The sequence below is a fragment of the Nocardia ignorata NBRC 108230 genome (assembly GCF_001612905.1).
Lineage (GTDB): Bacteria > Actinomycetota > Actinomycetes > Mycobacteriales > Mycobacteriaceae > Nocardia > Nocardia ignorata.
In genome coordinates this window covers 152,972-172,159 of record NZ_BDBI01000011.1, presented here as the reverse complement: position 1 = coordinate 172,159, position 19,188 = coordinate 152,972, and the positions used below count along the sequence as shown (strand labels likewise).

The window sequence follows — 19,188 nt, the reverse complement described above, 5'->3', positions numbered from 1 at the left end:
GGATGTGACGTAGTCAACACCCATCGGCATCGGTCATAATCGGCTGATCGGACGAAGTTCTGCCCAGCGTTTGGTCCGATCGGACAATGGAGCGCGCGTATGGAGACGACACTGGCCGAGCTGCTCGGCGCGCTCGACCACACCGTGGCCACGCTGGTCGACGCACCGGCGGGGGAGCAGGTAGTGGTGCGCACCGTCGCCCTCGCCGAGCCCGCCGACCTGGCCGAACACCTCGAGGCCGACGGTGTGTTGGCACAGGTGTATCTGCTGGTCGGCGTCGATCCCGAACAGACCGTACGGTGGCTGCGCGGTGTCGGCGCCCGCCCGCTCGCGCAGCGGCCGCGACTGCTGATGACCAAGCGCGCCGACGACTCACCGGCAGTGCGTGCGGCCGCCCATGCGGCCGGGATCGCGCTCGTGCAGGTGCACCGGCATGCCCGCTGGGACCAGGTGTTCGGCCTCGTCCGCCGCATGCTCACCCGCGCGCCCGGCGGCCGGACCGAGGCCGGTGAACCCGACCTGCTCGCCCCTGATACGGACCTGTTCGGACTGGCCCAGGTGGTGGCGGCCGAGACGGGCGGCATGGTGAGCATCGAGGACCCGCACTCGCACGTGCTCGCCTATTCGGCCTCCGACGCCGCCGCCGACCAGTTGCGCATCCGCTCGATCCTCGGCCGCGAGGGCCCGGCCGACTACCTGCGGATCCTGCGCGAGTGGGGCGTGTTCGACCGGGTGCGCCGCACCGACGAGGTGGTCGACATCCCCGACCACCCAGAACTCGGCATCCGCCGCCGGCTGGTCGTCGGTATCCGGCGGGCCACCGTCGGTGCCGAGGACCGGATGCTCGGCACGATCTGGTTGCAGCAGGGCGACCGGCCGCTGCGCCCGGACGCCGCCCAGGTGCTGAGCGGTGCGTCGGCGGTTGCGGCGCGCATCATCGCGCGGGCACTGGACGCACCCTCGACCGAGGCTGTGCTGGTGCGCAGGCTGTTCGGCGCGCACGGCGAAGGAGTCGACGTGCCGTCGGTGGCGGCCGCCCTGCGCCTGCACGAAGCGGGTCCCGCCGCGGTGATCGGATTCGCCGCGCTCGGTCCGGCCGCCGAACTCGCCGCGTCCAGCGGCCTGATCCGATTGCACGCCAGTGCTTTTCGTGGCGACTCGGTTACCGAGGCGATCGGTGAGCGAGTGTATGTGCTGCTGCCCTCCTATCACTCCGAGCACGGTGTCGGATCGTGGGTGCGTGAGCTGGTCGCGCAGCTCGAGCAGGCACGTGGGCTGGTGGTCCGCGCCGCGGTGGCCGCGCCCGTGGCCGGGCTGACGGCCGTCGCCGGAGCCCGCGCCGAGGTCGACCGCGTGCTGGACAGCCCCGCCGCCACCGCTGAGGGCAGCCGCGTGACAACCCTGGCCGAGGCGAGAACGGCGGTGCTGCTCACCGAGATCATCGACCTGATCCGCGACCACCCCCACCTGCACGACCCGCGCCTGGCCGCCCTCGATGCCTACGACCGCGACCACGGTGCCGACCTGCGCGACTCGATCCGCACCTATCTGCGCGCCCACGGTGAAGTGAGCACCGCGGCCGCCGCCCTGCGCGTGCACCCGAACACCTTGCGCTACCGCCTGCGCCGCGTGGAATCCATCCTCGGCATCGACCTCACCGACCCCGACGACCGCCTGCTCCTGGAAATCCAGCTCGCCGCCTGCCCACCGCGCGCCCCCTCCGGAAATGCCGGCTCAGCGTGACGAACCGCCCCCGCGCCACGCCGAGCCGTGTCGTCACGCCCCCGTCGGAACCTCCCCGACGGCCTTGGCCGGGTCGATCACACCGAGCACCTCGCCCTGGGGTGCCTGCAGGATTCCCATGCGCCCGAACGGACTGTCGTCGGGTCCCATGATCACCTTCGCGCCCAGTTCGGTCGCCTTGTTCAGGGTGCCGTCGGCGTCGTCGACCTGGATCCAGGTGAGCCAGTACGGCGGATTGCCGAGCGACGAGGCGTCCATCATCCCGCCGACCTCGTGCTTGTCACCGGGCAGCGAGAAGGTGGAGTAGGTGAAGTTCACCCCGTCACCTATCTCGGTGTAGTTCCAGCCGAACACGCTGGTGTAGAACTCGTGTGCCTGGTCGTAGCCGGGGGTGTGCAGCTCGTTCCAGCAGTAGGCGCCGTGCTGGTTGAACACCCCGGCACCGATGTGGCGCTTGGCTTCCCAGACGCCGAAGGCGCCGCCGGTTTGGTCGGCGGCGACGAACATCCGCCCCACGTCGAGGACGTCGAACGGCGGCATGAACACCTGACCGCCGGCCTTCGTGACGCGCTCGGCGATCTCGTCGGCCCGTTCGGCCGCGAAATAGGTGGTCCACACCGACGGCATCTGCCGCATGTCGTCGGGTTTGGATCCGATGCCCGCCGCGGGTCTACCGTCGAGCATCGCCATGAGATATCCACCCGCGCCCGCGTCCTGGATGTCCCAACCGAAGAGCGCGCTGTAGAACGTGCGGGCGGCGGCGGGGTCGTCGACCTGACAGTCGACCCAGCACGGCGTGCCCTGGGGCCATGGTTCGTCACGTGTCGGCATTATCGAACGTCCTCCTCGTCGATGAATGACACCGGCCGGGTCGGTCGGCACGCACCAAGTCAACCACTGCCCACCGACACGTCCGTCGCCGCGGATAACGCCCTGAACTGGAACGATACGTGTTCACTGCGACCCTCCGAGCGGTCCGGCGCTGCCCGCCGCAAGTCGTTACCACTGTTACAGTTTCGCTGCCGATCTGCGGTGGCTAGGTCAACGATGAACGAACCGGTCGGGAGCGACTCGATGACGTTGAGAGGTTCCGAACGTGGGCTCGTCCGTGTGCTGACGGCGATTCTCGCGATCACAGCGGTGCTCGCCTGCGGGGCAGGCCAGGTGTCGGGCAGGCCGGGCGGCGACGTGCCCGGCGTGCGCTGGACCGCCCAGCACGACGCGCCGGGCACCTATCCGGAAGTGCGCGTGGAGCGCGGTGTGCACATCACCATGAGCGACGGCGTGGTCCTCAAGGCCGACGTGTACCGCCCCGCCGACGCGGCAGGGGTGATCGAGCAGAAGCCGCTGCCGACGATCGTGAGCCTCACGCCCTACTCCAAACTCATGACCGGCCTGATCGAGGCGGCCGCCGCCACCCCCGGCCTGCAGTCGACCGCCGTCGACATCGTGCGCCGCCTGAACCTGTCGAGCACACCCATCAGCGGTTTCGGCGATCTGATGCAGGCACTGGACGGCGGCATGATCCAGACCATGCTCGGCGTCGACCGCAAACTCATCGGCAGCGGCTACACCGTCGTGGTCGCCGACGTGCGCGGAACCGGTCAGTCGCAGGGCAAATGGGATACCCTCGGCGCCCGCGAACAGCTCGACACCCGTGAGGTGATCGAGTGGGCGGCCGCCCAGCCGTGGTCCAACGGCCGCATCGGCATGAGCGGCGGCTCGTACTCGGGCATCAACCAGCTGCGGGCCGCCGAAGACGCGCCCGCCGCGCTGCAGGCCATCTTCCCGGTGGAACCCGGCAGCGATCTGATGCGCGACGTGGTCGCCCCCGGCGGTGGCGTCGGCACGACATTCCTTCCGCTGTGGCTCAATTCGGTCAACCAGCTCAAACTCGTGCCCGACGTCGCGTCGATGATCCAGGGCACCTTCGACTGGACCTGGTTCAACGATCGCATCGCCGACCCGACGACCAATTTCGACCTGCTCGCCCAGGCCCTGCTCACTCCCTCGCTCGAGGACATGCCGCCCGCCCTCGACGGCGCGCTCGACGAGACCTCGGCGTTTCGCGAGGCGATCATGGGTCATCCGGAGAAGGTGAACGTGCCGACGTTCGTCTACGGCGGCTGGCACGACATCTTCGCCAACAGCGCGACCAAACTCTACGAACAGCTCCCGCTGCCCCCGGGCCGCAAGCAGCTGGTCGTCGGCGACACCTATCACGCCAATCCCGGTGCGGGAACCGGTGTTCCGGGGGCGCCGCCGCGGCTGGACGTGTTGCAGCGCGCCTGGTTCGACAAGTGGCTCAAGGACATCGACAGCGGTGTCGAGGCGTTCGGCCCGGTGACGGTGAAACAGCAGGGCGGCGGGTGGGTCACGCTGCGCGAGTGGCCGCAGCCGGGCGTCACCCATCGGCGGGTATATCTGTCGGCCGATCCGAGCGGGTCCACCGAGGACAGCCTGCACGACGGTTCCCTTCGTCCCACGGGCCCCGGCGCGGTCGAAAGCCTCACGGTGGCACCGGGTTTGAGCACCATCTGCTCGCGTGACGCGGCGCAGGGTTCGGCTGGGATGACCGCCGCGCTCGACGCGTGCGCCAAGGACTCGCGCATCGCCGAACGCAACGCGCTCACCTTCACCAGCGCACCGGTCGCCGAGGAGACGGTGATCTCGGGCCCGATCAATGTGCGGCTCAACACGGTGCACGCCGGCAGTGACGGATTCTGGAACGTCACCGTCAACGATGTCGCTCCCGACGGCACGTCCACCGTGCTCACAACCGGTCAGCTCACGACCTCCATGCGGGCCATCGACGAACGGCGCAGCGCGCGGTCGGTGAACGGTGATCTCACCGCACCGTTCAACCCGCTCACCCTCGACCGGCTGCTGCCCGTGGTCCCCGGTGCGCCGACCGAGATCGACATCGCTGTCATCCCGACCCAGGCCGTGCTCGCACCGGGGCACCGCGTGCGGATCGACGTGTACGCGGGCAACGCGCCCAAGGCGCTGCCGTTCCGCCCGATGCTCGACGCCTCCGGGCTGGAACCGCAGCAGGTGCGCCTCGACCCGGCGGCACCGAGCTTCGTCAACCTGCCCACCGACAAGCCGATCCCGTGAGTCGGCTCAGAGCTGGGATTTCACCTCGGCGGCAATGAGTTCGAGGTGGTCGAGATCGGCCAGGTCGAGGATCTGCAGGTAGATCCGGCTCGCACCGATCTCGCGGTAGCGGGTGATCTTGTCCACCACCTCGGCGGGCGAGCCGGCCAGCCCGTTGGTCTTCAGCTCGTCGACCTCACGTCCGATCGCCGCGGCCCGGCGCGCCACCTCGGCGTCGGTGTGACCCACGCAGGCCACGAGCGCGTTGGAATACACCAGTTCGTCGGTGCGCCCGGCCGCGCGCACGGCGTCGCGGACCCGGTCGAACTGGGCCGAGCTGTCGTCCACCGAGGCGAAGGGCATATTGAATTCGGTGGCGTAGCGGGCGGCCAGGCGTGGGGTGCGGACCTTGCCGTTGCCGCCGATCACCACCGGCACCGGATCCTGCACCGGTTTCGGCAGGGCGGGGGAGTCGGTGAGCTGGTAGTGCTCGCCGTCGAAGGAGAAGGTATCGCCGAGCTTGGTCGACCACAGGCCCGTGACGATCGCGAGCTGTTCTTCGAGCAGGCCGAACCTGTTGTCGGGGAACGGGATTCCGTAGGCCGCGTGCTCGGCGGCGAACCAGCCGCTGCCGAGCCCGAGCTCCACCCGGCCACCCGACATCTGGTCGACCTGGGCCACCTGGATGGCCAGTGGCCCGGGCAGCCGGAACGTGGCGGCGGTGACCAGGGTCCCCAGGCGGATGCGGGAGGTGTCGCGGGCCAGACCCGCCAGGGTGATCCAGGCGTCGGTGGGTCCGGGCAGGCCGTCGGCATCGCCCATGGCCAGATAGTGGTCGGAGCGGAAGAAGGCGTCGAAGTCGAGATCCTCGGCGGCGCGCGCCACGGCGAGCAGCGTGTCGTAGTCGGCGCCCTGCTGCGGTTCGGTGAAGATGCGGAGGTCCATGATCACCATCGTGCCCGAGACGCGCGCGGGTGTGTGAGGCTGTAGGGGCAACGGCTCGGCGGAGGAGGATGCGGTGGGAGAACCTGTCATTGTCGTCATGGGCGTCTCCGGGTGCGGCAAGACGACCGTCGGGGCCCTGCTCGCCGACCGCCTCGACGTGCCCTACGCCGAGGGCGACGACTTCCACCCGCTGGCCAATATCGAGAAGATGGCGGCCGGGATCCCGCTCACCGACGAGGACCGGTGGCCGTGGCTCGACACGGTCGCCACCTGGCTGCACGAGCACAGCGAGGCGGGCGGGGTGGCCAGCTGCTCGGCGCTGCGCCGGGTCTACCGCGACCGGCTGCGGGCCAAAGCGCCCGACACCTACTTCGTGCATCTGGCCGCCACCCGGGTGGAGCTGATGCGCCGGATGACCGGTCGCCTCGGCCATTTCATGCCGACCATCCTGCTCGACTCGCAACTGGCCACGCTCGAACCACTCGAGCAGGACGAAGCCGGTGTCGCCCTCAACGCGCTACAACCGCCAGGGGTGCTCGTCACCGAGGCGGTCGAGAAGTGGAGAGCCGATCACCGCTGAAACAGCGGATGCAGCTGCTCGACGGGCGCGAGCATCAACCACCCGCCGATCACGGCCGCCGCCAGGCAGATCAGCGCGAAGAACGCCACCCACAGCAGCGCGGGCAGGTGGGTGAGACGGGCCAGCTGATCGGCGTCGGAATCGGTGCGCCCGGGTTGTCTGCGCCTACCGCGCTGCAGCTCGAGCACGGGACGGACAGCGGCGGCCAGCAGGAACCACGCGGCCAGATACGCGAACCCGGCCTGGAGCAGGTCGCTGCCGTACCAGGACACCCCGAACACCAGCGCGCCGAGCACGAGCACGGTCAGCAGACCGTACACATTGCGCACCTTCACCAGCACCGCCACCAGCATGGCCAGGGTGGCCCACAACATCACCGACACCCGGCCGGAACCCAGCAGCGCCGCGTAGCCCACGCCGAGCAGCGCGGGCGCCGGATATCCGGCCATCGCGGTGAGGATCATGCCGGGACCGGTGGGTTTGCCACTGGATACCGTGAGACCCGAGGTGTCGGTGTGCAGCGTGATCGCATGCAACCTGCGCCCGGTGAGCAGCGCGAACAGCGCGTGCCCACCCTCGTGCGCCACGGTGACGGCGGCCCGGGTGATCCGCCACAGCGGGCGGTATCCGACCAGGACCAGCGCCAGCGCCGCGGTGACGAGCACCAGCCACCACGGCGGCGCGGGTTGCGGTGCGAGTAAACGTTCGAACGAAGAGCTGACCGATCCGGTGTCCACCGCCGCACTGTAGCCGCGATTCGCCACGCCCACGGCCCGGTCAGCGCATGATGCGCCGATACCGTGTTCCCGCAACGCTTTCCGGGCAACGATCGCGTCCGGGCGTGGTAGCAAAGGGCATGCAGATGCGACCGCACCGATGGAACCCGCCGCGCGCGACCGAACGGGCCGGCCAGACACAGAGCACACCCCCGCTGCCCGAGGTTCGGTTGATACCGCTGCCCGGGCAGGGACCGGAAGATGTCGTGTTGACGACCGACGGACACGTGGTCACCGGCACCGAGGACGGTGCCATCTGGCGCGTCGACCCGGCCGACGGCACCGTGCAGAAGGTCGCGCAAATGCCGGGCAGGCCGCTGGGAATGCACGCCGACGCCGACGGTTCGCTACTCGTCTGCGTCGCGGGCCACGGCGTGCTCCGGCTGGCCGGGTCCGGTGCCGAACTGGAGCCGGTGATCACCGAAGTGGACGGTGAGCCGATCATCTTCCCGAGCAATGTGGCGCGCGACGCCGACGGCACCGTCTACCTCTCGATCTCGTCGCGGCGCTGGCCGTTCGAGCAGTGGATGGGTGACATCCTCGAGCATTCCGGCAGCGGCATGCTGGTTCGCCGCGACCCGGCGGGGCAGGTGGAGGTGCTGATCGACGGGCTGCAGTTCGCCAACGGGGTGGTGCTGGCGCCGGACCGGTCCTGTGTGCTGGTCGCCGAGACCGGCGCCTACCGGATCACGAGGTACTGGCTCTCGGGTCCCCGCGCAGGCACCGTCGACCGTCTCGTCGAGAACCTGCCCGGTTCGCCGGACAACATGCTCCTCGGCAGCGACGGTCTGGTCTGGATCGGGATGGTGGCACCACGCAACCCGCTGCTGGACCGGATGCTGGCACTGCCGGGCATCTTCCGGCGCCTCACCTGGGCGCTGCCGGAGTGGCTCCGACCGGCGCCCGCCCGCTCCGCGTGGGTGATCGCGCTCGGTCTGGACGGCACGGTGGTGCACGACCTGCAACGCCCGGGCGACGACTTCGCGATGGTCACCTCGGTGGTCGAGCACCAGGGCACCCTGTATCTGGGCAGTCTTTCCGAATCGGCCGTCGGGGTGAGCGCGGTGCCGTGACGTGCACAGTATCGTCGATAGCCGACCCGATGAGACTGCGGAGGGATGGCTCGACGATGACCAAGCCCTGCCTGTTGCTTCAGCTTCGTCCCGAACGTGCCGCGTCCGACGACGAGTACGCCGCACTGCTGCGCGCCGCCGAGCTCACCGACGACGAGGTGGTGCGCATCGAGATGGATCGCGGGATGCCCGAGGTCGACCTGGACGACTTCTGCGCCGTGATCGTCGGCGGCGGGCCGAGTAACGTGAGCGCGCCGCAGCAGGACAAGTACGACTACCAGCGGCGGTTCGAACCGCCGCTGCGTGCGCTGCTCGCCGAGATCGTCGACCGGGATTTCCCGTACTTCGGTGCCTGCTACGGCCTGGGCATCCTGGCCGACGTGCTCGGCGGTGAGGTCGGCCCCGACCGTTACGGCGAAGCTGTCGGCGCGAGTACGGTCGTGTTGGCCGACGGCGCCGAGGACCCCTTGCTCACCGGCATCCCGCGTTCGTTCCGCGCCTTCGTCGGTCACAAAGAGGCCTGCCAGGGCGTGCCGCCGGGCGCGGTGCTGCTCGCCGGTTCCGAGGGTTGCCCCGTGCAGATGATCCGGGTGGGGCGCAATGTGTACGCCACCCAGTTCCATCCCGAGCTCGACGGCACCGGGCTGGCCGTGCGGATCGAGGCCTACCGGCACGCGGGCTATTTCGACCCGAACGAGGCGGACATGCTGGCTGAACTGGGTCGGCGTGAATCGGTGCCGGTGCCGCGGGAACTGTTGCGGCGCTTCATCTCGCGCTCTCGCGGGTAGCCCGCACGGTGGAGGGCAGGGGGTGGTCCGGTTCCAGCGCGGGCAGGCCGTCGATGCTGGCGGAGTTGTCGCCCGCGATGCGCCGCGCGAAATCTTCGTCGGTGCGCCGGGTGTGGGCCTCGTCCAGAATGGAGCGCTCCTCGACCAGGTCCATCCTCGGCACCGACCAGCCGCACGAATCGGCGATGCGGTCGACCGAGACCACGATCACCGCGCGGATACCGGGATGCTCGGTGCCGAATCGCGCACGCAGCGTGTCGAATTCGGGGGAGTCGGGCCGCACGACCCGCCCGGTGCCGAGCAGGCGCAGGATGCGGGCGACGCGGGAGAACGAGCAGAACATCACGGTGATGCGGCCGTTGTCGCGCAGGTGCGCGATCGTCTCCGAACCGCTGCCGAACAGATCGAGGTAGGCGACGGTGTGGTCGTCGAGCACGGCGAAGGTGTCGCGATATCCCTTGGGGGACACATTGATATGACCGCCGGCGGAGGGCGCGGTTCCCACGAAGTACATCGGCTGGTCGGCGATGAACGCCCGTAACTTGTCGTCGATCCGGTCGAACACCTTGGCCATGACGCACTTTCCGGTCCCGCCGGGCGGCGAGCTCCCCGTGGTCGAGTGTATCGACCACGACGTTGGATTCACGGTGAGAGTTATCGCAGACGGCGCCCACCGCGGTGACCGACGATGGGGCAATGACGCAGACCGCTCCCCACCCTGTCCGACAGCGCTACGCGGACCCGGACGCTGCCGTTCCCGCGCAGTGGAACTCTGTGCTGCAGGTTTTGCACGAACACAAATCGGTCCGGCGCTACCTGCCCGATCCGGTCGAACCGGAAACGATCCGGCTCCTGGTTTCGGCGGCTCAGTCCGCCCCGACCTCGTCGAACCTGCAGGCCTGGAGTGTGATCGAGGTCCGTGATCCGACGCGACGGGCCCGGCTGGCGGCGGTCGCGGGCGGTCAGGCACACATCGAGCAGGCGCCGGTACTGCTGGTCTGGACCGCCGACTTCGCGCGACTGCGTCAGCTCGCCGACGACCATCGCGCGCCCCTCGACGGCGCCGACTATCTGGAATCCAGCTACGTCGGTGTGGTCGATGCCGCGCTCGCCGCCCAGAACGCCGTGATCGCCGCCGAATCGCTCGGACTGGGCACCGTCTACATCGGTGCGTTGCGCAACGACCCCGAGCGGGTCGCGGCGGAACTGAACCTGCCCGCCCACGTGTTCCCCATCTTCGGGCTGGTGGTCGGCCACCCCGACTCGACGGAGGGCACACAGGTGAAGCCGCGATTGCCGCAGGCGGCCGTGCTGCACCAGGAGACCTACGACCTACCGAGTCAACGCGGACCGGTCGCCGACTACGAGCAGCGGATCGGCGCGGTCTACGGCGACCAGGGCCTCCCGTTCTCCTGGACCGAGCGGGTACTGGCCCGGCTCGGCTCCGAGGCCTCGCTCAACGGTCGGCACCGGCTCCGGGAGTCCTTGGCGGCCATGGGATTCCGGCTCCGCTGAGGCGGGTCAGCCGTTGATCGCCTCGGCGGTGAGTTCGAGGGAACGGATGCGGGTGTCGATGTCGTAGACGAGGGTGGTGAGCATCAGTTCGTCGGGCCGGGTGTCCTCGATGAGCTGGGCGGCCTGGGCACGCACCGTCTCCGGCGACCCCTGCAATTGACCGGCCTTGCGCTGTGCGGCGAAGTGGCGTTCGGCATCACTACCGGGGAACCCCTCGGCCTGCTCGGGGGTGGCCAGCGCCTGCGGGCGGCCGGCGCGCAGGTTGACGAAGGCCAGGTCGCGTGGTGCGGCGAGCCGGTCGGCCTCGGCGTCGGTGTCGGCGCAGATCGCCGAGACCGCGACCATGCTGTACGGCTCGGCCAGGATCGCCGACGGCCGGAAGTTGTCCCGGTAGAGCGCGAGCGCGGCGGCGGTGTTCTCGCCGGCGAAGTGGTGCGCGAACGCGAACGGCAACCCCAGCACGGCCGCGACCTGCGCGCTGTACCCGCTCGAGCCGAGCAACCACATCTCGGGCTGTGTGCCGCGACCAGGGGTGGCGACGATGCCGTCCGCATCGGTGCCACCGAAATAACCCATCAGAGCGGTCAGCTCACGGGGAAACGATTCGGCGCCGAGACCTTCGGCGTGTCTGCGCAGCGCGCGAGCGGTAGCCGGATCGGTGCCGGGCGCGCGACCGATGCCGAGATCGACGCGGCCCGGATGCAGTGCTTCGAGCGTGCCGAACTGTTCGGCGACGACCAGCGGAGCGTGGTTGGGCAGCATCACGCCACCCGATCCGACCCGGATACGCGAGGTCGACGCGGCGAGATGCGCCAGCACCACGGCGGGCGCCGAACTGGCGATGCCGGGCATGTTGTGGTGCTCGGCCACCCAGAAGCGGCGCATCCCCAGCTCCTCGGCGCGCTGGGCGAAGCGGGTCGTCGCGTGCAGGGCCTCGCCTGCCGTCGCGTCGGCCTGCACCGGTGCCAGATCGAGAACCGACAACGTGACCGGGCTCATGAGTCTCCTTCGCGTGAAATCCCCTCAGTAGGCCAACCGGCGCGGCGGCTCCGGTATTTCCGGCGAGCGGTAGGGGTGATCGGCGGCACGGTTGCCGCGCGGTAGCGTGCAGGAGTGTTCGACAGCGCGGTGACCGCGCTGGTGGTGCTTGCGGTGCTGTTCACCGCCAACCCGATCTCGGGGCGGATCTTCGGTGACCGCCTGGGCGGCTCTCGGTCTCCTCGGCCTGGTCGTGATCCTGCTGCTGTGGACCGACGGTGGGCGCGGCGCACCGCGCTGGTCGTCGGTGCCGTGTTGGCCGCGCTGGTGTGCGTCGGCTACTACACCTTCGGCCGCAAGACAGTAGCGCACACCCACTGACCGTCGGCCACCGTTTGCTGGAAAGCCGCTGGCAGACAAGCGTTTTCTGTCATACCCCATCGGTATCGTCGAAGTGTCACACAACTGGCCCGGCGAGTGTTGCCGGGCGGTGCGAGAACGGGGGCACGACATGAGTGACGACTTCCGCGGCGATCTGCGTCCACCACGCAGGCACGGAACCACCTGGCGCGAATCGGAATACCGGATCCTCGCCGACGACCTACGAGCCGGTGTCGATCTGGCCCGCACCGCGCGAACGCTCGGGCGCACGGAATCGGCGGTACGCACCGCGCTCCGCAACTTCGTGCCCCCCGAGGACCGGATATCCACGGCCGAGCGTGAACGGTGGGTGCGAACGCGCCTGGTCGCCGAACCCGAATGGGATTGGTGGGCGGTGGTGATCGACCAGCACCGCCGCTCCGGCAGCCGCTTGTGGTTCACCCGCCACGAACACTGTGCTCGGATCGGCTGGCGCCGTAAGACACCCATGCCCGCGCTCGCCCAGGAACTCGACACCTCGGAACTTTCGGTCGCCGAGTTGCTGCGCTCACTCGGCCTCGTCGAGAGCATCGAGGAAGCCGCCGACCGACTCGGTGCCACCCCGGGACACGCGCTGGCCGAACGGGTTTCGGCCCGCCGCGACCGCGCCGTCGGCGCCCGCTGGATTCTGGTCGTCGACGGCGCGGCGGGCACCACCCACCCCCGCAATGCCCCGACCCGCCGCCATATCTCCCTGCACGAGACCCGCGCGGCCGCCGAAGCCGAACGCGACCGGATCCTCGCCTGGCACCAGCGCCTCACCGCCTCGGCTCGGCGTAGCGGGCCGGCAACCGGGCAGGACATCGACAGCCCGTACACATACGGCGACACGACAGTCCTGCGTGACCATGGCGCACCCGCACCCGCACCCGCAGCCGCAGCCGCACCGGCGGACCGGTCGCATCGGTCGGCGCATTCGGACCGAGGCGCCGCGGCTCTGCCCAGCGTCGGCGACCTCGCCGAAACGGCCCGGCCGCACCGGCAGGCGCGTGCCGATGGTGACGCCGCGGCGTCGTCCGGGCCGGCCGATGCCCGCGAGTCGGTGTGGTGGACCATCGCCGAACGCGGGCTCGGCGCGAGCACCGGACCGACTCGGTGCGGTGAGGTCGCCGCGGTGGGCAGCGGTGGTGAGGTCGCCGCGGAGGCGCTGGCGGTGGGCGACATCATCAGGGTGCCGGTTCCCGACGGGTACCTCCAGGACCGCATCATCGCGATCACTCGCGCGGGCGCGGGCGCGCCGGTCACCGTCGACCTCGCACCCGTCGGGAACTCGCGCATTCGCCGCGTCGTCGAATTCGGGGCGCAGGAGCGAGTCGAGGTGGTGCGCCACACCGAGCAACGATCCGCCTGACCGCGACCACGAATCGACGCTCGCGGCGTCCGCGGCGGGCGTCGACCGGACACCCTGATATCGGCGGTGCCCGCACAACCGCCGCGTGCGCGACACCGATGACGCCTCGGCGCGGGCAGCCGTCGGTCCGGGTGTGACCGGATGTCGGTTGCCGCCGGGGTGGTCCGTCAGTCGTCGGCGGTACGTCCGGGCATGGTGGCGGCCGCCGCGAGCATGATCACCGCCATGGTCAGGATGGCGGCGAACACCAGGTGGATGCCGGAGGCGAGTTCGGTGGGGGTGGGGTGGTCGGGGTCGGTGATGCCGGTGTTGACGATGGCGCCGAACACGGCGACACCGAGCGCGCTGCCGAAAGATCGGGCGAACATATTGGCCGAGGTCACCACACCCCGCTCCTGCCAGGGTGCGCTGTTCTGCGCCGCGATCAGGGTGGGCGAGGCGACCAGGCCCATGCCACCGCCGATCAGGAAGCACGAACCCGCGATCTGCCACGGGCTGGTCCCCGCATCGATGAACAGTGTTGTCGCGCAACCGATGACGGCAAGAGTGCTGCCGAGCAGACCGGCGATGCGGAATCCCCAGCGCAGGTACAACCTGCCCGACAATGTCGCCGCCAGCGGCCAGCCGAGGGTGAGCCCGCCGACGGCGAGCCCGGCGATCAGGGCGGTGGTGCCGAGGACACCCTGGGCGAAAGTCGGGACGTAGGAGGTCAATCCGAGCACCACCGCGCCGACGAGCAGCGACACCGTACTGCTGGCGATCACGATCCGGCGCGTGAAAACCCACAGCGGCAGCACCGGATTGGGCACCCGCAACTCGACGACGGCGAACACTGCGAGAACCACCGCGCTGCCCGCGAACAGGCCGATCGACACCGGTGAATCCCACGCCCACGCCTGCCCACCTTCGAGCAGCGCGAGGATCAGCGCCCCCGCGCCCAGTGTGAGCAGCGCCGCGCCGAGGTAGTCGATCCGCTGACGGCTGCGCGGCGCCGATTCGGCGAAGTGCCGCAACAACATCCACGCCGCGACCGCACACAGCGGCAGGTTGATCAGGAAGATCCACCGCCAGTCCGCGTGATCGGAGAGTAGTCCACCCAGCAGCGGCCCGAGCACCGCCGACCCGGCCCACACACCCGCCATATAGCCCTGAACCCTGGCCCGTTCGGTCAGGTTGTAGAGGTCGCTCGCGATGACCATCGTCATCGGCTGGATCGCGCCGGCGCCGATTCCCTGGATGGCACGAAAGACGATGAGCGCCAGCATGTTCGACGCCAGACCGCACAGCATCGAGCCGACGGCGAACACCGCGATCCCGAACAGGATCACCGGCTTACGGCCCACCATGTCGGCCAGCTTGCCGTAGATCGGCACCGTGACCGCCTGCGCCAGCAGGTAGATCGAGAACAACCACGGGAACATCGCGAACCCACCGAGCGAATCGGTGATGGTGAGCACCGCCGTGGCGATAATCGTGGAGTCGAGCGCGATCAGCGAGGTCGAGAGCATGAGCGAGGCGAGCACCGCACCCCGTTCGGATCGCAACCCGACAGCCGTATCCGCCGTATCGGTCGCCACCGCGGTCCTTTCCTCGACTAACCAGTCGGTCCACGGTATCCGGCGCGCCCGCGTCGTCGCGCGGGAATTTCCGTCGCCCCTGCCAGCGGTCAGCTCCGCCTGGACCCCGTCACCCACACCGGTCCGGTCAGCAACCAGATCACCGTGATCACGCCGAGCGAACCGAAGATCCCCATCAGCTGTTCGCGCTGCTCGGCGTCGGCCACCGTGTAGCTCAGCGCCAGGGTGAGCGCGCCCGCGATGGCGGCCGCGCCGAGCCAGCGAACGAAGTCCGCCCACTCCTTGCGTGTGCGTTCCGGCCCGTATTTCGGCACCCGGACGGGCGCGGGTCCGCCGGCGAAGCGGTGGGCGAAGCGCTCGTCGAGCCACCGGATCATGCGCGGCCCGAACATCACCGTGCACCCGAGGTAGATCCCGGCGATCCGGTGCGCGAACGTCACTTCACCGCCCCGGTGCAGGTCGATCGCGACGGCGACCACCAGCACCACGTCCAGCGCGGGAACCAGCGCGAGGGTGACGGTGCTGGCGCGCCGCAACCGCAGCAGGTAGCGCAGGGCCAACCCGCCCACCACCAGCACCCAGAAGCCGATTTCGCACCCCGCGATCGTCAGCAGTACCGGGTTCGTCAGTTCGTTCATGCGTTCAGGGTGCCGAACCGGATGTGGTGGGCACATCCGGCTTCCGGTCGCGGGCGGGTCCGACCTTCGGGGGACGTCTTCCACCGCCCGATGTGCTGAAATGAGCAGATGCCCACCGTCCGCGCGCCCATGGACCGGCTCGTGGAGGCGTTCGACAGCGCCACCTCCGCGGCCGTCGGGGTCTTCCTGGTCGGATTGCTGCTGTGGGGGGTCGGTGGCTGGTCCATCGTCGTCGACCGCGATCTCTACCCGCCCGCCGCGAAACTGGCCCTGCTCTTCGCCGCCCTCGCCATCCAGCTCACCGCGCAGCGCAGGCCCGCTCTCGCGTTCGGCCTGATGATCGTTTTGCTGGCAGGCGACTTCGTCTTCGGGCCCTCGCTGCCACTGTGGATCGCGCTGACCGACGTGATCTTCCTGGCGGTGAGCACCGGGTCGGCCCGGCTGTCGGTGGTGGTCGGCTGGTTCGCGTTCCTGGTGACCGTCGGTGGAGCGCTGCTCGCCCTGGCCCTGCTCGGGGTGCGGGCCGCGCTCTACGCCGGTCTGATCGGGGTCGCGCTCACCTGGTCGCCCCTCGGCTACGGACGGGCCGTGCGTGCCTCCCGGCGGATGGTCGACGCCGAACGCGACGCGGGTCGCGCCGAACTCGCCGCGCGCGACGCCGAACGGTCCGCCGCCATCGGGGAGGAGCGCAGGCGCCTGGCCCGCGATCTGCACGACGCGGTCGCCGGTCACGTCTCGGCCGTCGCCATCCTCGCCGAGGTCGCGCAGCGTGACCCGGGCAATATCGGTGTCCTGCAAACGATCCGGTCGAGCAGCCTGGCCGCCATGGAGGAGATGCGGACCACGATCGAACTGCTCACGGACCCGACGACAGCGCCGTCACGACGCGGCTGGCCTCGCTGGACGGCCTGATCGAGGCGGCCGAGGCAGCGGGTGGGTCGGTCTCGCTGCGCAGGCCCGACGACCTGTCGCTGCCGCTGGCGATCGAGGCCGTGGTCACCCGGATCCTCGGCGAGACCATCACCAACGCGACCAAACACGCACCGGGCGCACCCTTGGACATCGAACTGCGCCGGGAGGGCGCCGGGTTGGTGGTCGAGGCAAGCAATCCCCTCGGTTCCGAGGTGGCGACAGGCCACGGAAACGGGTTGCGCAACATGATGTTCCGCGCCGAATCGATGGACGGCACCGCGACGGCGGGCGCCCGCGACGGCCGATGGCATGTTCGGGTCCGGATTCCCCTGGAGGCCAGATGACGGTGACCGTGCTGGTGGCCGACGATCACGCCGCGATCCGCGCGGGCCTGAAGATGCTACTCGAGGCCACCGGGGAGGTGCGGGTGATCGGTGAAGCGGCCGACGGTGCCGCGGCCGTTCGCCAGGCCAAGGCGCTGAGCCCCGACGTCGTCCTGATGGACGTGCGCATGCCCCGCGTCGACGGCCTGGCGGCCACGGCGGCCGTCGTCGCGGAGACCAGCGCCAAAGTCCTGGTCCTCACCACGTTCGCCATCGACGACTACGTCCTCGGCGCGCTGTCGGCAGGCGCGAGCGGATTCCTGCTGAAATCGGTGGGCGGCGACGACCTGGTCCGCGCCGTGCGGGCGGTGGCCGACGGTGACGCGGTGCTCGACCCCAAGGTGACCCGTGCCGTGATCGCCGCCCTCCCACGTGCCGAGGAAACCGCCCCACCCGACCTCTCGGCCCTCACCGACCGCGAACGGCAGGTGCTGGCCGGTCTCGGCGCCGGCCTGTCCAATATGCAGATCGGCACCCGCCTGCGGATCGGTGAGGCGACGGTGAAAACGCACGTCTCGCGGGTGCTGAGCAAGCTCGGCGTGCAGTCACGCGTGCAGGCCGCTGTCATCGCGGCACAGGTCGGTCTCGAATTTCCGTGACGCCAATTCGTGCCGTTTGAAACGGGCACGCCGGTTCAATACCCATGTCAGGGCGCGGAGGTGGCCTGCGGAGTGTCGCGCACGCCACCCGACCCGCCTGAGGTTGAATATTCAATAGATCTGGCTCTACCGCGTCACGCGTTCTCGACATCGGCGTCACAACGAACAACCGACGAAGGAGCAACGATCGTGAGCATGATCCTGGCCGCAGTGCACGACACCTATGGCATCGTTCTCGCGCAGGTGGGCAACCCGACGCCGGAGGCGCCGCCCATGGCCGACAAGGTGCTGCAGCTCGGCCGGTACTTCACCTGGATGATCCTGCTGTCCGGCGTCACCGCCATCACCTACGGCGGCGGCCGCTTCGCCTGGGAGAAGTGGAACGGCGGCGGCCTGCAGTCACCCAAGATGATCGCCAGCGCGATGGCGGGCGGCGCGGTCGCCACCAGCGCGGGCACCATCATGAACGCCGTCATCGGAGCCTGACACAGCTTCGAGGGCCGGAGCCTCTGTTCCCGGAGAAGAGACCGACCTGCTGATTCAGGGCCGGAAGAGTCGCTCGGTCGGAGCCAGCGGGCGCAGGGTCTTCGATACCTGGGCGACCAGTTGCCACGGCCGATCGGTGTCGGTGGAGGCTTTGCCGCTGGTGAGGATCGCGCCGGACAGGCCGCGATCGGGGTCTGCCCACCCGTACTGGGTGGTCAGCCCGCTGCGGCCGAAATGGTGTGTGGTGTCCGGCCCGAATTTCGAACGGCGAGCGCCCAATTCGAACCCCGCCCGGCTGACCCGGCCCGCGAGACCCGGCATGCGGTCGGCCGGCCCGATCGCGGTGCGCACGGTGTCGGGATCCATGATCCGCACACCGTCCAATTCGCCGCCGCGAGCGAGGATCTCGTAGAACCGTGACAGCTCGTAGGCGGTGGTCACGAGATTGCCCGAGGGCAGTTCGGCGGTGAGGAAGGCGTCGTTGGTCGCCTTGGATGCCTTGTCCATCCGTCCGCCGACCGCCTTGTTCGTCAGGAACAGCATCAGCCGGGACGGCGGGGGACCGGTTTTCACGCTCGGCACCACCTTGTCGACATCGGCCGGGTCGACGCCGAAGTTGTTCCACCGGAAACTCAGCGGTTCGAGCACCTGCTCGGCGAGATGCTCGCGCATCCGCTTGCCCGTCGCCCGCTGCACGAGCAACCGCTGGATGAGTCCGCTGGTCAGCGCGTGGTAGACGCGGAAGCGGCCCGGCGGCCAGCTGGGAGCCAGCGCGGTGAGCGCCTCGAGCGCGAGATCCTCGTCGATCACCAGTTCCGCCCCCTGATACGGCGGGGTGATGAACGGGATGCCCGCCGAATGCGAGAGCACGTCACCGATGGTGATCACACCCTTGCGGTGCGCCGCGAATTCCGGGATGTAGTCGCACACCGCGTCGTCCGCCGCGAACGCACCCTGCTCGATGAGCATCGACATGACCGTCGCGGCCACACCCTTGGCGGTCGAGAAGCCACAGAACGGGGTGTCGGTGGTGACGAGGATCTTCTCGGCGTCCGGCTCGTCTCGCGGGGTATTGCCCCAGCCGTGCCCGATGGCCCGATTCAGCACGATCTTGCCGTTGCGGCGCAGACACACCTGGATCGCCGGGGTGGTCCCCATCGAATACCACGCCCGCACCGACGACCACAGTGCCTCGACATCGGCCCGCGATGACCCCGCGTCGGCCGGATCGTCCTCGTGCCCGACCGTCGTCACCGAGTCCAGATCATCGGCAACCTGCACCAATGTGCCAGCGAGTGCGTTCATCGGGCCAGCCTACCGACGCCGGC

General features: G+C 69.6%; 20 protein-coding genes. 12 read left to right on the top strand and 8 right to left on the bottom strand.

The window, feature by feature from the left end:
• Window positions 1-99: 99 nt before the first annotated feature.
• The gene (locus tag NI2_RS10160) at window positions 100-1,743 is read left to right on the top strand and encodes a helix-turn-helix domain-containing protein (RefSeq protein WP_067488791.1); all 1,644 of its coding nucleotides are present in this window, start codon (window positions 100-102) and stop codon (window positions 1,741-1,743) included.
• Between the two features lie 33 nt (window positions 1,744-1,776).
• Here NI2_RS10160 and NI2_RS10155 read toward each other — a convergent pair whose 3' ends face one another.
• On the bottom strand, window positions 1,777-2,574 hold the full coding sequence (locus tag NI2_RS10155) for a VOC family protein (protein WP_067488790.1): 798 nt from the start codon (window positions 2,572-2,574) through the stop codon (window positions 1,777-1,779).
• Window positions 2,575-2,817: 243 nt separating this feature from the next.
• On the opposite strand from NI2_RS10155, the gene NI2_RS10150 reads away from it, so the two are divergent.
• Window positions 2,818-4,860, top strand: coding sequence for a CocE/NonD family hydrolase (locus NI2_RS10150; protein WP_067489142.1), 2,043 nt, complete (start codon window positions 2,818-2,820; stop codon window positions 4,858-4,860).
• A 6-nt stretch (window positions 4,861-4,866) separates the two neighbouring features.
• Here NI2_RS10150 and NI2_RS10145 read toward each other — a convergent pair whose 3' ends face one another.
• A complete protein-coding gene (locus tag NI2_RS10145) occupies window positions 4,867-5,784 on the bottom strand; it encodes an LLM class F420-dependent oxidoreductase (RefSeq protein WP_067489139.1) in 918 nt (305 codons plus the stop codon).
• A 97-nt stretch (window positions 5,785-5,881) separates the two neighbouring features.
• Here NI2_RS10145 and NI2_RS10140 point away from each other — a divergent pair, with 97 nt between their 5' ends.
• A complete protein-coding gene (locus tag NI2_RS10140; protein WP_067488789.1) occupies window positions 5,882-6,364 on the top strand; it encodes a gluconokinase in 483 nt (160 codons plus the stop codon).
• On the opposite strand, the gene NI2_RS10135 is transcribed toward NI2_RS10140, so the two are convergent.
• The gene (locus NI2_RS10135) at window positions 6,355-7,101 is read right to left on the bottom strand and encodes a M50 family metallopeptidase (RefSeq protein WP_067489136.1); all 747 of its coding nucleotides are present in this window, start codon (window positions 7,099-7,101) and stop codon (window positions 6,355-6,357) included. The two genes, NI2_RS10140 and NI2_RS10135, sit on opposite strands and share 10 nt — an antisense overlap.
• 209 nt (window positions 7,102-7,310) lie before the next feature.
• On the opposite strand from NI2_RS10135, the gene NI2_RS10130 reads away from it, so the two are divergent.
• Window positions 7,311-8,213 carry an SMP-30/gluconolactonase/LRE family protein gene (locus tag NI2_RS10130; RefSeq protein ID WP_255284012.1) on the top strand — a complete coding sequence of 301 codons (903 nt, stop codon included), beginning with the start codon at window positions 7,311-7,313 and terminating at the stop codon, window positions 8,211-8,213.
• 56 nt (window positions 8,214-8,269) lie between these two features.
• Complete coding sequence (locus NI2_RS10125; protein WP_067488788.1) at window positions 8,270-9,001, top strand: glutamine amidotransferase; 732 nt, start codon at window positions 8,270-8,272, stop codon at window positions 8,999-9,001.
• Here NI2_RS10125 and NI2_RS10120 read toward each other — a convergent pair.
• Window positions 8,979-9,575 carry a pyridoxamine 5'-phosphate oxidase family protein gene (locus NI2_RS10120; RefSeq protein ID WP_067488786.1) on the bottom strand — a complete coding sequence of 199 codons (597 nt, stop codon included), beginning with the start codon at window positions 9,573-9,575 and terminating at the stop codon, window positions 8,979-8,981. The genes NI2_RS10125 and NI2_RS10120 overlap by 23 nt on opposite strands.
• A gap of 122 nt (window positions 9,576-9,697) precedes the next feature.
• On the opposite strand from NI2_RS10120, the gene NI2_RS10115 reads away from it, so the two are divergent.
• On the top strand, window positions 9,698-10,516 hold the full coding sequence (locus tag NI2_RS10115) for an NADPH-dependent oxidoreductase (protein WP_067488784.1): 819 nt from the start codon (window positions 9,698-9,700) through the stop codon (window positions 10,514-10,516).
• Between the two features lie 6 nt (window positions 10,517-10,522).
• On the opposite strand, the gene NI2_RS10110 is transcribed toward NI2_RS10115, so the two are convergent.
• Complete coding sequence (locus tag NI2_RS10110) at window positions 10,523-11,515, bottom strand: LLM class flavin-dependent oxidoreductase (RefSeq protein ID WP_067488782.1); 993 nt, start codon at window positions 11,513-11,515, stop codon at window positions 10,523-10,525.
• A 114-nt stretch (window positions 11,516-11,629) separates the two neighbouring features.
• Between NI2_RS10110 and NI2_RS10105 the strand changes: the two genes are divergently transcribed.
• Both NI2_RS10105 and NI2_RS10100 read left to right on the top strand, forming a co-directional pair.
• A complete protein-coding gene (locus tag NI2_RS10105; protein WP_067488780.1) occupies window positions 11,630-11,875 on the top strand; it encodes a hypothetical protein in 246 nt (81 codons plus the stop codon).
• A 130-nt stretch (window positions 11,876-12,005) separates the two neighbouring features.
• Window positions 12,006-13,265 (top strand): hypothetical protein, encoded by a 1,260-nt coding sequence (locus tag NI2_RS10100; RefSeq protein WP_067488778.1) that lies wholly within the window; start codon window positions 12,006-12,008, stop codon window positions 13,263-13,265.
• A gap of 167 nt (window positions 13,266-13,432) precedes the next feature.
• On the opposite strand, the gene NI2_RS10095 is transcribed toward NI2_RS10100, so the two are convergent.
• Both NI2_RS10095 and NI2_RS10090 read right to left on the bottom strand, forming a co-directional pair.
• Window positions 13,433-14,842, bottom strand: coding sequence for an MFS transporter (locus NI2_RS10095; protein ID WP_067488776.1), 1,410 nt, complete (start codon window positions 14,840-14,842; stop codon window positions 13,433-13,435).
• Between the two features lie 89 nt (window positions 14,843-14,931).
• A complete protein-coding gene (locus NI2_RS10090) occupies window positions 14,932-15,480 on the bottom strand; it encodes a hypothetical protein (RefSeq protein ID WP_067488774.1) in 549 nt (182 codons plus the stop codon).
• Between the two features lie 108 nt (window positions 15,481-15,588).
• Between NI2_RS10090 and NI2_RS10085 the strand changes: the two genes are divergently transcribed.
• From NI2_RS10085 to NI2_RS10070, 4 genes are all read left to right on the top strand, one after another.
• Entirely contained in the window at window positions 15,589-16,392 is an 804-nt protein-coding gene (locus NI2_RS10085) for a histidine kinase (protein WP_067488772.1), read from the top strand.
• An 80-nt stretch (window positions 16,393-16,472) separates the two neighbouring features.
• Window positions 16,473-16,736 carry a sensor histidine kinase gene (locus NI2_RS35075; RefSeq protein WP_067488771.1) on the top strand — a complete coding sequence of 88 codons (264 nt, stop codon included), beginning with the start codon at window positions 16,473-16,475 and terminating at the stop codon, window positions 16,734-16,736.
• On the top strand, window positions 16,733-17,374 hold the full coding sequence (locus NI2_RS10075; protein ID WP_067488770.1) for a response regulator: 642 nt from the start codon (window positions 16,733-16,735) through the stop codon (window positions 17,372-17,374). Before NI2_RS35075 ends, NI2_RS10075 begins: the two co-directional genes overlap by 4 nt.
• 195 nt (window positions 17,375-17,569) lie before the next feature.
• Window positions 17,570-17,860 carry a hypothetical protein gene (locus NI2_RS10070; RefSeq protein WP_174550258.1) on the top strand — a complete coding sequence of 97 codons (291 nt, stop codon included), beginning with the start codon at window positions 17,570-17,572 and terminating at the stop codon, window positions 17,858-17,860.
• A 54-nt stretch (window positions 17,861-17,914) separates the two neighbouring features.
• On the opposite strand, the gene NI2_RS10065 is transcribed toward NI2_RS10070, so the two are convergent.
• Window positions 17,915-19,165: a serine hydrolase gene (locus NI2_RS10065; protein WP_067488765.1), complete on the bottom strand. Its 1,251-nt coding sequence runs from the start codon at window positions 19,163-19,165 to the stop codon at window positions 17,915-17,917.
• Between the last annotated feature and the right edge of the window lie 23 nt (window positions 19,166-19,188).